The 14,203-nt window shown below is 40.7% G+C and carries 12 protein-coding genes; 8 read left to right on the top strand and 4 right to left on the bottom strand.

Annotation, left to right across the window (positions count from 1 at the left end; all coding sequences use genetic code 11):
* The first annotated feature begins 186 nt into the window (after positions 1–186).
* Positions 187–648: a cold-shock protein gene (locus ACFQZJ_RS09185; RefSeq protein ID WP_379934055.1), complete on the top strand. Its 462-nt coding sequence runs from the start codon at positions 187–189 to the stop codon at positions 646–648.
* A gap of 28 nt (positions 649–676) precedes the next feature.
* Positions 677–1,612 (top strand): EamA family transporter, encoded by a 936-nt coding sequence (locus tag ACFQZJ_RS09180; RefSeq protein WP_379934053.1) that lies wholly within the window; start codon positions 677–679, stop codon positions 1,610–1,612.
* On the opposite strand, the gene ACFQZJ_RS09175 is transcribed toward ACFQZJ_RS09180, so the two are convergent.
* On the bottom strand, positions 1,604–2,188 hold the full coding sequence (locus tag ACFQZJ_RS09175) for a pseudouridine synthase (RefSeq protein WP_379934051.1): 585 nt from the start codon (positions 2,186–2,188) through the stop codon (positions 1,604–1,606). The genes ACFQZJ_RS09180 and ACFQZJ_RS09175 overlap by 9 nt on opposite strands.
* A gap of 339 nt (positions 2,189–2,527) precedes the next feature.
* Between ACFQZJ_RS09175 and ACFQZJ_RS09170 the strand changes: the two genes are divergently transcribed.
* The gene (locus ACFQZJ_RS09170; RefSeq protein ID WP_379934049.1) at positions 2,528–3,742 is read left to right on the top strand and encodes an OmpA family protein; all 1,215 of its coding nucleotides are present in this window, start codon (positions 2,528–2,530) and stop codon (positions 3,740–3,742) included.
* Positions 3,743–3,832: 90 nt separating this feature from the next.
* On the opposite strand, the gene ACFQZJ_RS09165 is transcribed toward ACFQZJ_RS09170, so the two are convergent.
* From ACFQZJ_RS09165 to ACFQZJ_RS09155, 3 genes are all read right to left on the bottom strand, one after another.
* Positions 3,833–4,396, bottom strand: coding sequence for a DUF4494 domain-containing protein (locus tag ACFQZJ_RS09165; RefSeq protein ID WP_379934047.1), 564 nt, complete (start codon positions 4,394–4,396; stop codon positions 3,833–3,835).
* Between the two features lie 164 nt (positions 4,397–4,560).
* On the bottom strand, positions 4,561–5,202 hold the full coding sequence (locus ACFQZJ_RS09160) for a thiamine phosphate synthase (protein ID WP_379934046.1): 642 nt from the start codon (positions 5,200–5,202) through the stop codon (positions 4,561–4,563).
* A gap of 21 nt (positions 5,203–5,223) precedes the next feature.
* Entirely contained in the window at positions 5,224–7,251 is a 2,028-nt protein-coding gene (locus ACFQZJ_RS09155; protein ID WP_379934044.1) for an oxidoreductase, read from the bottom strand.
* 559 nt (positions 7,252–7,810) lie between these two features.
* Between ACFQZJ_RS09155 and fabD the strand changes: the two genes are divergently transcribed.
* The 5 genes from fabD to ACFQZJ_RS09130 all read left to right on the top strand — a co-directional run bounded on the left by fabD (position 7,811) and on the right by ACFQZJ_RS09130 (position 13,968).
* Positions 7,811–8,686 (top strand): ACP S-malonyltransferase, encoded by an 876-nt coding sequence (fabD, locus tag ACFQZJ_RS09150; RefSeq protein ID WP_379934042.1) that lies wholly within the window; start codon positions 7,811–7,813, stop codon positions 8,684–8,686.
* A 492-nt stretch (positions 8,687–9,178) separates the two neighbouring features.
* On the top strand, positions 9,179–10,012 hold the full coding sequence (locus tag ACFQZJ_RS09145) for a hypothetical protein (protein ID WP_379934041.1): 834 nt from the start codon (positions 9,179–9,181) through the stop codon (positions 10,010–10,012).
* 105 nt (positions 10,013–10,117) lie between these two features.
* Positions 10,118–10,900, top strand: coding sequence for a hypothetical protein (locus ACFQZJ_RS09140; protein ID WP_379934038.1), 783 nt, complete (start codon positions 10,118–10,120; stop codon positions 10,898–10,900).
* Positions 10,901–11,384: 484 nt separating this feature from the next.
* Positions 11,385–12,119, top strand: coding sequence for a class I SAM-dependent methyltransferase (locus ACFQZJ_RS09135; protein WP_379934036.1), 735 nt, complete (start codon positions 11,385–11,387; stop codon positions 12,117–12,119).
* 226 nt (positions 12,120–12,345) lie between these two features.
* Entirely contained in the window at positions 12,346–13,968 is a 1,623-nt protein-coding gene (locus ACFQZJ_RS09130) for a hypothetical protein (protein WP_379934035.1), read from the top strand.
* Positions 13,969–14,203 lie beyond the last annotated feature (235 nt).

Genomic DNA, 14,203 nt, shown 5'->3' with positions numbered 1-14,203 from the left:
TACCTCAAAATCCAAATACATAACGTATCTTTGTTACCGTTAAAAAGGGATGCAGAATAATCTTGCAAGGACCTTAAAGAAAGTCGGATAGCATAGTTTTCACTATTTTATTGGACATTATCTCCAAGTCATCGGTTTACTTCCATTTCTTTACGAACAAGGATATTTAAAAATTTAAAATTACGAATGGCAAAATCGCAACAGACATTTAACAAAACAGAAAAAGAAAAAAAGCGTTTAAAGAAACGAGAAGAGAAGAGGAAAAAAATGCTGGCCAGAAAGGCTGAGGCAAAGGAAAGCGGAACTTCTGGGATTCCGTTGGCGTATGTGGACTTTAACGGAAATCTGGTAGACACGCCGCCCGATCCATCTATGAAAGTAGAGATAGATGCCGAGGATATTGTTTTGGGAATTCCAAAGAAAGAGGAGGGGGATGTAGAGGAGTTTGATCCAGTAAGAAACGGTAAAGTATCGTTCTTTGATTCCTCAAAGGGATTTGGTTTTATAATCGACTCGGAGAATAACGAAAAGTACTTTGTACACGTCAGTGGACTCATAGACGAAATTTTCGAAAACGACAAAGTTTCTTACGAGTTGGAAAAAGGCATGAAGGGTATGAATGCCGTTCGTGTTAAAAAAATAGCATAAGGCTTATTAGTTAACACATCATAGTACCATGGCCAAACGAAACACACTTCTTATCGTATTGGCCTTTTTTGCGATTTATGTTATCTGGGGCGCCACCTACCTCTTAAACAAAATTGCGGTCACCGAGCTCCCGGCATTTATGTTGGCAGGTACGCGTTTTTTTGTGGCCGGCTTACTCATATTTGGGATCGCTAAGCTATCGGGGCGTTCCCTTAAAATCTCAAAAAAACAGTTTATCAATACGATTATTGCGGGTTTCCTTTTTCTAACCTTCGGGAATGGGGTGATAGTTTGGGCGCTTAAATATGTAGATAGCGGCTTTGCTGCACTTGAAGTTTCCGCACAGCCTTTGGTGGTTTTATTGCTCATGCGGATCCTTCAGGGAAAAAAAATTCAGCCTATGTCCCTCGTAGGTGTTGGTTTGGGTATTATTGGCATTTATCTCTTGGTTAGTCAAAAACAAATCATTACCCAAGACGGGGCCGTAATGGGAATGGTGCTTATTTTTGCCTGTATGTTGAGTTGGGCCTACGGTAGCCTATTTGTAGGCAAGGCAGATTTACCGGCCAATTACTTTGTGAATACGGGATATCAAATGTTTACCGGTGGCATCTTGCTTTTTGTAATTAGTTTGCTCCTGGATGAACAGTGGATTTCCCCGGTAGCATGGAGTACGCCCGTGCAATGGTCTATGTTCCTTTTGATTATTTTTGGCAGTATCGTTGCCTTTACTTCTTTTAATTACTTGCTCCGCGTGGTTTCACCGGAAAAGGTAGCGACATCATCGTACGTGAATCCGATTATCGCTATGCTCCTAGGCTGGTATTTTTTGCAGGAAGAGATAACGGCACAGTCGGTCGTGGCTGCACTGGTCTTGCTCACAGGTGTTTATTTTATCAATACGAAGAAAAGACTCACCTTATTTTCAAGATTTTCTTCCTCAAAAATCAAACCCTTAAAGTAATGGTCTGGTTAGGGGTACCACCGCGCCTTCCTCTAAATTCTCCAAGGTAATTGTCCCCACGCGGATACGGACAAGCCTCAAAGTGGGAAATCCCACCGCCGCGGTCATTTTACGTACTTGCCGAAACTTTCCCTCGGTCAGGATAATAGAAATCCATGATGTTGGCCTATGCACACCAATACGCAATTTTTGATGTGCAACCGGTATAAAATCCGGAGGTGCTATGGCTTTTATCAAACATGGTTTTGTATAATGTTTGGCCCCAAAGACACCTATCGTTACCCCTGTTCTTAGCTGTTCCAGGGCGTTTTCCGTAATAAGGCCGTCTACTTGGGCATAATACTCTTTTTCTACACCACTTCCGTTAATTTCATCCGCTAGCTTGCCATCGGTAGTCAATAGCAAAAGACCTTCCGATTTTTCGTCCAATCGGCCAATGGGCATAGTGCCCGCTACAAACGGATATAATTCGGATAAGAACCGTTTCTTTCGTAGTTGGCGTGCTTCCCCAGAGGTAAACTGACTCAGCATACCGAACGGTTTGTAGGTTTTGTAATGGTAATGTTTCTTTTCCATACGTGAATCGATAAAGGTAGCCTAACTTATAACTATTGTATCGGTATCCAATCCTATAAGTCGTCATAAAAACAAATAGTTTTATCATTTCTAAACATATTTGATGGTTATCAACTTACTACATGATAGCTACGATGAATGTAGTAGGTTTCTTTTAAACCCATTACTTCCTGCACTAAAAAGGCAATTTAGAACGTTTGGTACAGAGACGCTCTAAAACCAATCGCAAGCTGTTATCCTAATTTAAGGGTTCATACAGCTCCTAAATTCAACTATCTGGCATATCAGCTTAATGCCTATTGTTTTGGTATAGACTCCAATTAATAGTTACAACAAAAAATGAGAAATACCCTTAGTTACATCGTATTAGTACTTATCATCGGTTTTCAAAGTACACAGGCACAGGACAATTTTATAATTCCGCCTTCCGTAAAAACAATCGATTATGCGAATAGGGAACTCACATTTTCCGAAGTAACCATGAACGGTAAAAAAACTACCTATTTAGAGGTTGAAAAAGGGGAAACCATTAAAATGAAGACCAGGATAAGGTCTACAAAGGATGGTGATTATTGCCCGGGATGTATAGTACAGGTCTATTGGGGCATCAACGGATTCACCTCTACCTGTGCCAAGAGTTTTGGCGGTTATAGCTTCAGTAAAAAGAAGTCCAAGCACACCTTCCAAGCGCCCATGAAAGATGGTATATACTATATTACCATGGGCGGAAGCCTAGAATTCTCCTGTAAAAATAATATAGACAGACCTCGATGCGAATCGGAATATGCCTTTGCGGTTATAAAAGTTGGAAATCCTGATCCCGAACAGAACATCACGGTTGTAAAAGAAAAAAGGGATACCAGTGTGTTTCTTAAAACTAAGGTAACTAAGCCAGGTAGCTTTGGGGAACTAGATAAAGTGGAATGGTTTTTTAAAGGTGAAAAACTCGCTTTTGACAACCAACAGGAAATTCCGGTTACGGAATTTGGCACCTATACCGCAACATGGTCCAATTGTTTAACAAGGGTTTCGGCATCTATTGATTATACCACCAATGAAGAAGATACTCCTGCAAGTGTAGGCGTAGCCGAAGATTTTAGCGATGAAGTAATAGATAGGAATACAGGTATGGCAGAAGATTTAGGGCCCAACGCTACCGCGGAAGAACCAGATCCAAGCGATAGTACGGACATAGCTGTGTTGCTAGAGAACTATGACACCTTTGTACTAAAAGATCTCATTTTTGATTTGGATAGGGCAACGATAAAACCTGAAGCGCAAAAGGTATTGAATCAGCTAAGCCAGATTATGAAAGACCAGCCCAGTATGGTTATTCTTTTGGAAGGGCACACCGCCATAGGAAATGCACGTCAGAACAAGAAACTATCTGAACGTAGGGTAGCATCGACCAAAAAATATCTGGTGAACCAAGGCGTTTCAAAACGTAATATCCAAACAAAGGGCTGGGGACAGGAAAAACCTTTAATAGTCACCAGGGATATTACAAAAGGAAGAATAAACAGACGGGTAGAAATTCAAATTTTAGCACGATAAGCCTTGCTATCACAAGCTAAAAAACGGCTTCTAGCAATAGGGTAGACAGCCGTTTTTTAATAGGATTTTTTCGTTAAAATTTAGAAATACTTATTCTTCCTCGGCGGTAGCCAGCACATCCGCTAGTTCTAAGGCTTCATCCATTTCGTTGGTCACGGGTACGGAATCCTTAAGTTCGGTAAACTTCTTTACGCGTTCCATTTCGTTCTCGTCACCCGAAAAATATGGGAATACGTCCATAATAGGGGATTCGGAGATGGCCGGAATCGTATATTCCCCCAAGGTATCCTTCATAACGGCATTGGTATTATCGTACGCTTCCTTAACATCATTAGCCTGTACCAAAAGATACTGATTGGTTTTGCGCTCCTTGCCACTTTCTTCATCAAAGGCGATCAAGGACACCCGGGATTTAAACCAGCGATCTGAATTCTCGAACGGATGTATTTCAGCGTAATTCGCTACTTTAATGTTGGTAATGGTAATTTCATCGCTGTCACTTAAGTAGACCGACATCTCCTCGGTAATTCTACTTTCCGCTTCCGTATAGGAAATAGCATCTACCAAAAAGGGTTCTGTTTTCATTTTTTGGATACCGGAGGCTTCATCCAATTTTCTATATTTCACTTTACATTCATACCATGTTGCACTCATATCTTTTTCTTTTAGGGATGGCAAATATAGGGTGCGGTACACGTGTAAAAAGTCCATACTTGGAATAGATATTCACAATTTTGAGACGTATCCTATAGCGCTTTTAACCTCAGGGACTTAGGTGTTACCATGCGGTTCGGTTTTTTAATTCATCCGCTAAACTATTACTCAAATGTATGCCGCTGTTCTGCCGTAGCGGAAGCATTTAGCAACTGATTAAATGTTCTTATGCTATTAAAATTTTGGGTTATGGCGTCGGAAACGGCAATTCCTAGAATACCTGTTTTTAAAATGCTACCAACATCCGAAGGAACAATTCCGCCATATCCTATGAGCGGTGTTTTGGTGTTCAAGGCCTCTGCGATAGCTGTATAACCGTTTAACCCTATAACTGTTCGTTGGTGGCCTTGACTTTCGGTGGCCCTAAATGGCCCTATTTGTATATAGTCCGCTTCTTTTGCGATTAAGGCTTCGCAATCCTGTAAGGTATGCGCTGAACCGCCCAGAATTTGCCAGGAGTACAATTGCTTTCTGATGGCAGTAGGGGAGATGCCGTGCTCCAAATGAACGCCATCGGCCTTAATGGCGATGGCTAACTTATAATCATTTGCAATGAGCAATCTTGTTTGAAAATGACCTGTGATTTCCCTAGCTTCCTCCGCTATTTTTAATTTTTGGGTATTTGAATTATAACGCACTTCTAAATGTAGCAGTTCTATCCCCGAGGTACATGCTTTCTGGATGTTCTCTAACAGCTCCTTGGAAGAATTTCCTTGGCAGATGTAGTGTAGTTTTGGTATAATCATAATCCATTTTAATGAAGCAATTTAAATAATAGCCGCCAACCTACTCGCCTGATCAATGGCCCGTTTGGCATCCAACTCCGCTGCAACAGCTGCACCGCCAACGACATGAACCTTTATGCCGTGGGCTTCCAAGGGTGCCACTAAGGCATCTAAGGGTACTTGCCCGGCGCAAATTACAATGTTGTCCACTGCAAGTCGTTTTTGTTCCCCATGTTGCACGTAATGCAATCCCTCATCGTCGATTTTAGTATACTGAACCTCATTGATGAATTGGACTTTTTTCTTTTTTAAGGTAGACCGATGGATCCAGCCTGTGGTCTTGCCCAAGTTGCCTCCAAATTTTCCTTTACTGCGTTTGAACATAAAGATTTCTCTTGGTGATGGATGCACCTGGGCGGTAACGCCTTCGATACCGCTTCTCGCCTCCATGGTCTTATCGATGCCCCATTCTTTGAGCCATGCATCAATATTCAAGGCGGTACTCTGGCCTTCATGCGCCAAGTATTCGGATACATCAAAACCAATACCACCTGCGCCAATAACGGCTACACGTTTCCCAACCGGTTTTTTATGTTTTAGGACATCAATATAACTGAGTACTTTAGTATGTTCAATACCCTCTATTTTTGGGGTTCTGGGGTGTATTCCGGTTGCTATGACGACCTCATCAAAATTCCCGTTTTTTAGGCTTTCGGCAGTTACCCGAGTGTGTAACTTGACCGTTACTTGATGCAATTCCAGTTGTGTATTGAAGTAGCGGATGGTTTCATAAAACTCCTCTTTTCCCGGAATTTGCTTTGCCATATTAAACTGTCCGCCAATTTCCGTATCGGCATCAAACAGCGTAACCGCGTGGCCGCGTTGCGCTGCAATGGTAGCGGCGGACAAACCAGCAGGGCCGGCACCGACCACGGCAATTTTTTTCTTGGTACCTGTAGGTAAATAGTTGAGTTCCGTTTCATGGCATGCACGGGGATTGACCAAGCAACTAGCGACTTTTTGCTGAAAAACATGGTCTAAACAGGCCTGATTGCAGCCAATACAGGTATTTATTTCGTTCGCTTTATTGGCTTCGGCTTTGTTTACCCATTCCGGATCGGCCAAAAAAGGGCGGGCCATAGAAATCAGATCGGCATGGCCATCTGCCAACACCTGTTCCGCCGTTTCCGGCATATTTATTCTATTGGACGTCACTAAGGGAATGGAAAGTTCGGCCTTCATCATTTTTGTCACCCATGTAAATGCCGCACGCGGTACCGACGTGGCAATGGTGGGAATACGCGCCTCGTGCCATCCAATTCCCGTATTTATAATAGTGGCACCGGCTTTTTCAATTGCCTTGCCCAAAGCGACGACTTCCTGCCAACTGCTTCCTTTTTCGACCAAATCCAACATCGACAAGCGGTAAATGATGATAAAGTCGGCTCCTACGGCCTCGCGGGTCTGTTTGACCAAGGCGATTGGCAGGCGCATTCTATTTCCATAAGAACCGCCATAATCATCAGTTCGTTTGTTGGTTCGTTCAGCGATAAACTGATTGATCAAATAGCCCTCTGACCCCATGATTTCTACACCATCGTAACCAGCAACTTTGGCTAGTTTGGCGGAGTTTACAAAATCGCGAATGGTACGTTTAATACCCGATTGTTTAAGCTTAAAAGGTTTAAAGGGCGTTATGGGAGACTTTATAGCCGATGGTGCCACTGCAAAAGGATGATATCCATACCGACCGGCATGTAGTATCTGCATACATATTTTTCCACCTTCGGCATGTACCGCATCGGTAATTACCTTATGGTGTTTTGCATGTTTTTTGGTGCTCATTCGCGCCGAAAAAGGGGCGGTCCATCCTTGTACGTTGGGAGCGATACCTCCGGAAACAATAAGACCAACACCACCTTTGGCGCGTTCTGCATAATAGGCGGCTATTTTTTGTAATCCGTTTTTCTTCTCTTCCAGACCCGTGTGCATAGAACCCATGATGATTCTGTTCTTTAGGGTAGTGAAGCCTAAATCCAAAGGCTCAAAAATATGTGGGTATTTGGTCATTTGTTGTTACATTTTATGAACTGTTCCTATGCATGCATAGCAATTGGAAAGGTACGTTTTTTTAGTATGAAAAAATAGGTGGGTAGGATTTTAAAGCATGCGTACCGCTAAAGGTTTTAGAATTACATTAGGTACATACCATCTCATCATTTAGGATATGAAAAACAACCGTGCATAGCTAGTTTTAATACGCGTATTGATTTATGGAGGATTAAGTGTGACGATTATCCTAAAGTGTATACCAATAGGGCAAATAAAACCTTTACCATGATGAACAAAGTATCAAATGAACCGAGTTTTAAGCAAATACTGATAAGATTTTACAAATGTGAAGTACGTATATTTAAACGTATTCTCGGTATTAGATGAGTAACGACCGCTACCTTTAGGCTACTTTTACTAGTCTGATAATATAATTTTCAGATGGATTGCCCGTTTATACTGATATTTAGTTTTTTATGGGCAAAAGAATATTTTCAGCAAGTGATATATGCTTTACTAGACCTATTTATCTATGATAGTCTTTAATTTTCAAGGTATCTACTAATCTATAGTGTTCATGCAAGCATACTTATTTCCTGGTCAAGGGACTCAGGCCCCAGGTATGGGAAAAGAATTATTCAAAAAATCCAAACTGGCTCAAGCGTATTTTGAGAGGGGCAATGATATTTTAGGGTTTTCGATTACAGACCTTATGTTCAATGGATCGTCCGAGGATTTAAAGCAGACGAAGTTTGCGCAACCCGCAATTTTTTTACAATCATTTGTTCTTACTAAAATAATGGGCAACAAGTTTAAGCCAGATATGGTTGCCGGGCATTCCCTTGGAGAGATATCCGCTTTGGCGGCTGTAGGCTCGTTAGATTTTGAATCGGCCTTAAGACTTATCGCTAGGCGTGCGGCCGCTATGCAAAAAGCCTGTGAAATTGAAAATACGGGAATGGCGGTTGTAATGGGTCTATACGATGTAATCGTTAAGGATATATGCAAGCAAATAGACGGAGTAGTGGTACCGGCCAATTATAATGCTCCAAACCAAGTGGTAATTTCCGGAGAAAAGCATGCCTTAAAAGAAGCTTGTGAAAAACTAAGACCAGGTGCTACCAGGGTGTTTCGTTTGCCGGTCAGTGGGGCATTTCATTCGCCCTATATGGAGCCCATTGTCGAAGCGTATAAATTAGCTATAGCGGAAACAAAGTTCAAGAACCCAAATTGCCCTATTTATCAGAATGTTACGGCAGGTCCTACTACTGATATTGAATTAATAAAGGAAAATTTAATTGATCAATTAACGCATCCCGTCTTATGGAGACAATCAATTCTTAGGATGGTTGAAGATGGTGCAACGGAATTCACAGAAATTGGCCCCGGGAATTTTCTAAAAAGACTCGTGCACAGCATAGATAAAAATGTAAAAACATTCGGAATTTCTTAACTATCCGAAACTAGTTTCAAATAATTTTGTGTTCAGGAAACCATTAGGCACGCACAACTGTGGTCGCCATGGCTGTGGATGATCGGTCATATTTTTGTTTTTTAAACCTACCCTATATATCATCAAAATGCTTTTGACAAGCTTAGCTGTAGCAGATGTGGTAAAAGCCTTCCAATTCCTTAATCCATAATTCGTTAAAGGGTTCCGTTTATATGTAAAAGGGAAACTGCACCCAACAATTTCACTTTAAAATTCCTGCCCAGATACTATGTTGGTTACACGCATTGTAAGCACTTGCCTTTTATCGCTTCAAAACAAGCCCCATTTGTTATATCTTTATACATGCACGTGTAATTGAATAGTAGAAGGCGGTACTATCCACTATATTCGGCCAAACGGATTAAATAGTAAATACAAGAGCTAGAAATGAGGAGTATCCCCTTAGCAATCATGTTGAAATATGTGTTGACCAATTGTCTACACATAAGTTTTATGGTTCTTTTAGTGCTAGGCTGTAAGACAACAAAAAAAACAGAGCATAAGGTGCTTGCAGGCGTGGCTTCAACTGCCGCCGAAAGCATTAACGACACCATACTTGGCAAGGGCAACACCTTTGGTTTTGACGATCACGAATATATTACCCTAAATCCTAGCCTAAAACCACCGAGCTTACCCAATACTAAGGATTCGTTGGAGGAACCTAGTATGGTGACCGAGGTAGACGACAGTATAGTGGAGGTTCGTTTGGAACCCAAAAGTCCGGTAGCGAAGAAAATAGTGGAAAACTATCTGAACAGCGACAACAAGGAGCCAAACGGTCATTGCCTTGCCGTAAGCAAAGACCGTTTTGAACAAGCCTATAAACAAGTTCACGGCCATTTACCCTACAAGGATTTACCCAAAGAAATGGCCTCACGATTTTACACCCCTAGGCAGGTGTTTAACTTGCTGTACGTATCCGCTTCGGAAAAGCACCAGCGATGGCGAAGTCTTCCCAAAAAGTTTAGGGGAAAGGGCAACGCAGGTGCCATCGCTTATGCGGGAATGGGTACTTTGGTCGATTCCGCTGAGATATGGAGCGGTCAATTACGCCCGGGAGCGCTCATGCAAGTATGGCGTTTTAAGGAAGATTATGAGCAGGTGGTGCGCGGTACAGATGTAAAAAAGTTGGATCCATACGGACATTCCTTTATATTTATCGGTTATGTACGTGATGAAAACCATATAATTACAGGACTTAGAATTGCAGATCAAGGTTTTCAAAGTTACAGACCGCTAATACCCAGAGATTACGAAGTGTGGTGGGGTGTAAACCTTACGATTTAAAGTAGCGGCGACAGGCATCATTTTAATTTAACATTTTTGATATAATTTCTTCTTAACTAACACGTTACAAACCAAGAACCCCATTGCTAACACTATACAACACCTATGTTATTCTTATCCCTACTTCTTTGGTTAGGCCTTAGCAACGAGACGCTGCCAAAAACGGTAAAGGAAACGGACTCTAAGATGGTCTTGGAAAAGTCCTTCCTCGAGGCTGATACCATTAGTGCTAAAAAAGCAGCTACGCCACTTAGGTTTAAAACGGCATCGGATAGTATTGCGATTTCCTATTCAAATATAAAAACGGATACCGATCAACTTCGCCTGCACTTAAAGGATGGCCTGCGCACAGGCACTATATCTTTCGATAACGTTAGAAGGGTTTTTACGAATCAATTGGTAGATCAAATAATACCCTATTGGTACGGTACCCCATGGAGCTTTGGCGGTCATACTACGACTCCCAATCAGGGTAAAATCGCTTGTGGGTATTTTATTTCTACAACCCTGCGCGATATGGGCATGAACATCAACAGATATACATTGGCCCAGAAATCACCTATTGATGAAGCTAAAATGATCAGTTGTGGGACTAAAATAAGCAAAATTGTTGCAGATACAGCTGAAAAGGCCTACGACGAAATAGACCGTTTAACTAAAGAGGGACTATACTTTATAGGTTTTGATGAAGGGCATGTGGGCTACCTCTTAAAACGCAATGGCAAATTGCTCTTGATCCATTCGAATTATCTTGCCCCGGTCTCCGTTTGCATGGAAACCCTAAAAGAATCAAGGGTTTTCAATCGGTTTACGACCTTTCATCTCGTAGCTATTTCCGATAACGATAGCCTTTTACAGCGCTGGTTGGACAATGCTGTAGTGCTGTAGTAGCTCCTTTACCATCACTTTAGTCCGATCTATGGGAAAAGACTCCCAAATCTTCAGGACGCTGTTATAAAAAATCACAAGCCACCTATTGGATAACCAGAAGAAAATAGAGTCCGCATCTTTTGACCGGACCTAAAAAAACACTACTTTAAATACGTTACTTATACCAATTTAAGTTTTGAAAGTCGTATTGAAAACTTGAATTATTTTTTTCTCAGTTTAGGAATGAAATCTAAGCATAGCATTAGCCATGGTTCTATTTTATGACGACAAATGAGTAAAAAAGAAACTTGTTTTATACGCATCTAGAATTTAAATTGGTATTATCCTTTCTTTACTGCCAGCGGCCAGTTCAGTAGGTCGCAAAACGGTCACCGTAAGGAACATAAGCAAACCTTTAAAACCCTGTTTTTAAAAGTAGAATACTATTTTTACAAGGCTTTGGTACCTTTACTTGGCAAGCTAAACCCCAATACGTAGATTCATGACAGCGAACAGCCAATTTTTTGATGCACTTTCAGATGATTACGATGTGATGGTTACTTTTGAAAACGCACTAAAAAACAAGATTGTCTTCCTAAAAAACTTCGAACCTAAAGAGCATGGCACAGCGCTAGATTTGGGGTGCGGCACCGGAGCGGATGCCATTGCCTTATCCAAACTGGGATTACGGGTCGATGCCATGGACCACTCCAAAGGAATGTTGGTACAAGCCAGGATAAATGCGGAAAAACATGGGGTTGACATCAATTTTACCGAGGCAAGCTTAACAGGATTGGCTGTGGGGACAAAAAACTACGACTTCATTGTTTCGTTAGGAAATACAATCGCCAATATACCTATGGCGGAAGTCCGTCTATTAATTTCTGAACTATCCAAAAACTTAACAGACGGCGGTCGTATCCTGCTGCAACTCGTAAACTATGCCAAACTTCCCAAGACAGGGAGGTACGTCCTCAATGAATTTGAAAACGATAGCGTTTCCATCATCAGAAGGTATAACATCCATCAAAATACTATTGATTTTAGTATCGATAAAGTGGACAAGAAAAGCCAACGAAGTAGCCAAATAACGACCACCTTATATCCGCATTCAGAACAGGATTTCATAGCGATCGCAAAAGAAACAGGGTTGACTATCAACGTGTACGGAAACTTAAAGAAAGATACCTATGTAGCCGGCGCGTCTCCAAACCTTGTGGTTGTTTTTACCCAATAAAAAAGAGATGTAAACCTGGGGTGAGCTGCATGATTACAGATGACTACAACGGATCACTTACAGTATGTAATCAGGCAAACTATAACCTACTGCTTTTAGTCCATCAATTCTGAGTGAATGGTAAGGTTGAAAAAATACCATACATCCGTAAAACAGGATTGATCATCGGAATTCAAAATAAGTGGCATTTTTATGAGTTATACTAGGGTCAACCTAATAGACCTACATGAACTATTTTCCACTGCATTTGATCTTCCTATTTTCTTTTATTTCTTTTTCACAGAACCATCAAGGTATAACGTACAATCATTCTCCAAATGGTGAAATGGTTTACGATACGTACGATACGTTTCTAAATGACGAATACGGAGGCTTAAACTTTTCGTTTGAGGGAGAAACCGGACTTTTTGAAAAAGGTCACTACAAGTTAAAAGGTGAAAAGTTTAGCAAACCGGCATTAATACGATTACAAAGTGAAGATAAAATAAGGGTCAAAAATGAAGTTTATGGCGATTTGATTAAAATCGATATTGAAGAATTCGAGTATTATACTACCCAAGTAGATTCATTTTTTGTTTCAAGCAACATTCGATTAATCGACCGGGAACTAACAAAGCCAATCGTTTTACAATACCTTGGTGAAACCGATAAAGCCGATTATGCCATGTATTATAGATTTAAAAATGGCGCTGTAGCACAAAAGAAAATACTTCATACAAACAAAGCGGAAGGCAAACTGTGGAAGGAGTTGGACATTAATATAAAAGATCCAAAAAAAATATTTGCGCTGTTGGGCTTCCATAACAAGTTAAATACCTTTTATGATAAGCAAGAACGCAGTATTGAAGATTTTTTAAATACCCTAAAGGCAGAAGAATATCGCAGGCATTATGAAAACAAAACTAAAATCCTATACGATAAGTTATGGCGCGAAATTAAAAAACCTGCTAAGGCCACTTATTTTGGTCAGGTTACCAAAATAGTGGATGAAATCTACTCGGTTCAAATTACCGATACGAAAGGAGAACGATTATTTGATGTAAACTATTCTTCCTTACAGCCATTAAAGAAACATGGTGAGCTCATAGCCTACAAGGGAGATGCCATCAAAATGGTCAGAACGTATGATCACGGAGATATCCTGACTTCCAAACGCTATATGGATAACGAAATTATCTTCGAGTTTGCCTATCTAAAATTTGAAACTGGAGAGGATAAGCCCCAAAAATTCTCAAGGAAAGCCGTGTCCATAGGTCCAAACACGATAAACACCTATGGCGATAACGTTGTGGAGATGGAACACCTAGGAAACTCACTGGCCTACACGATCAGCAAAAAAGATATACTCGCCACGGAAAAAAAGACCTTGAATGGATCCATATACCTGTATTCCAATTATACCGAACCCTTAGATCTAACTAGTTTTGAGTACCTATTGCGAATATTCTTGAACGATGAAAGAAGTTTTACCGATACTATGGTGTCCAACGATTTTGAAGATTCCATGGTGTTGGAAATCATTACGGATGCTAAAGGTAAAGCTTTAGGCTATAAAATTTTAAGCAGTAGTAATGCGTCCTTGAATACATTGATAGCATCATTTGGCGACTCCTTTTTAAGTGAAAAAGGAAGAAATAGAATGCGTTTTAAAGACATTAAACTAGAAAATAAAACTGACCGTGCTACTTTTATCCTACCCATAAATTTTGAGCATAAGCAATTTTACAAAACATTTTCAAGACCAAACCATGACTATTGGAACTGGAATTGGATGTGGCAGCAGCAAATGATGTGGCAACAGCAGCAAATGATGAATCAACAGATCATGAATAGTGTTCCCAAGTTTTAGCCAAGGCCTATACGATAATTTCTATATTTTAAGGTGGTTGGATAATTCGTAATCATATTCAACATGCCAAAAATTCCCAATCTTTTAATATTCCGTACATAATGGTATGATGCCCCACAGTTGTCTAACGAACCGCACATTGGCTTTGTCCTAATTGCTGAGGCTATAGTCTTGTGTAGTCTCAGAAGCAATTTTTAAAATTTCTAGAAATAAAGTAAACCGTTCTAGCTTGGAA

Source organism: Maribacter chungangensis (assembly GCF_042676845.1).
GTDB classification, from domain to species: Bacteria; Bacteroidota; Bacteroidia; order Flavobacteriales; family Flavobacteriaceae; genus Maribacter; species Maribacter chungangensis.
The sequence above is the reverse complement of the archived record's forward strand: the minus strand, read 5'-3'. Positions and strand labels throughout refer to the sequence as shown.

What these genes read in the sequence shown, in the direction of transcription:
- ACFQZJ_RS09140 (WP_379934038.1), top strand. Translation starts at nt 10,118, where the DNA reads ATGTTATTCTTATCCCTACTTCTTTGGTTAGGCCTTAGCAACGAGACG.
- ACFQZJ_RS09145 (WP_379934041.1), top strand. Translation starts at nt 9,179, where the DNA reads ATGGTTCTTTTAGTGCTAGGCTGTAAGACAACAAAAAAAACAGAGCAT.
- ACFQZJ_RS09180 (WP_379934053.1), top strand. Translation starts at nt 677, where the DNA reads ATGGCCAAACGAAACACACTTCTTATCGTATTGGCCTTTTTTGCGATT.
- ACFQZJ_RS09155 (WP_379934044.1), bottom strand. Translation starts at nt 7,251, where the DNA reads ATGACCAAATACCCACATATTTTTGAGCCTTTGGATTTAGGCTTCACT.
- ACFQZJ_RS09170 (WP_379934049.1), top strand. Translation starts at nt 2,528, where the DNA reads ATGAGAAATACCCTTAGTTACATCGTATTAGTACTTATCATCGGTTTT.
- fabD (WP_379934042.1), top strand. Translation starts at nt 7,811, where the DNA reads ATGCAAGCATACTTATTTCCTGGTCAAGGGACTCAGGCCCCAGGTATG.
- ACFQZJ_RS09160 (WP_379934046.1), bottom strand. Translation starts at nt 5,202, where the DNA reads ATGATTATACCAAAACTACACTACATCTGCCAAGGAAATTCTTCCAAG.
- ACFQZJ_RS09175 (WP_379934051.1), bottom strand. Translation starts at nt 2,188, where the DNA reads ATGGAAAAGAAACATTACCATTACAAAACCTACAAACCGTTCGGTATG.
- ACFQZJ_RS09185 (WP_379934055.1), top strand. Translation starts at nt 187, where the DNA reads ATGGCAAAATCGCAACAGACATTTAACAAAACAGAAAAAGAAAAAAAG.
- ACFQZJ_RS09130 (WP_379934035.1), top strand. Translation starts at nt 12,346, where the DNA reads ATGAACTATTTTCCACTGCATTTGATCTTCCTATTTTCTTTTATTTCT.
- ACFQZJ_RS09165 (WP_379934047.1), bottom strand. Translation starts at nt 4,396, where the DNA reads ATGAGTGCAACATGGTATGAATGTAAAGTGAAATATAGAAAATTGGAT.
- ACFQZJ_RS09135 (WP_379934036.1), top strand. Translation starts at nt 11,385, where the DNA reads ATGACAGCGAACAGCCAATTTTTTGATGCACTTTCAGATGATTACGAT.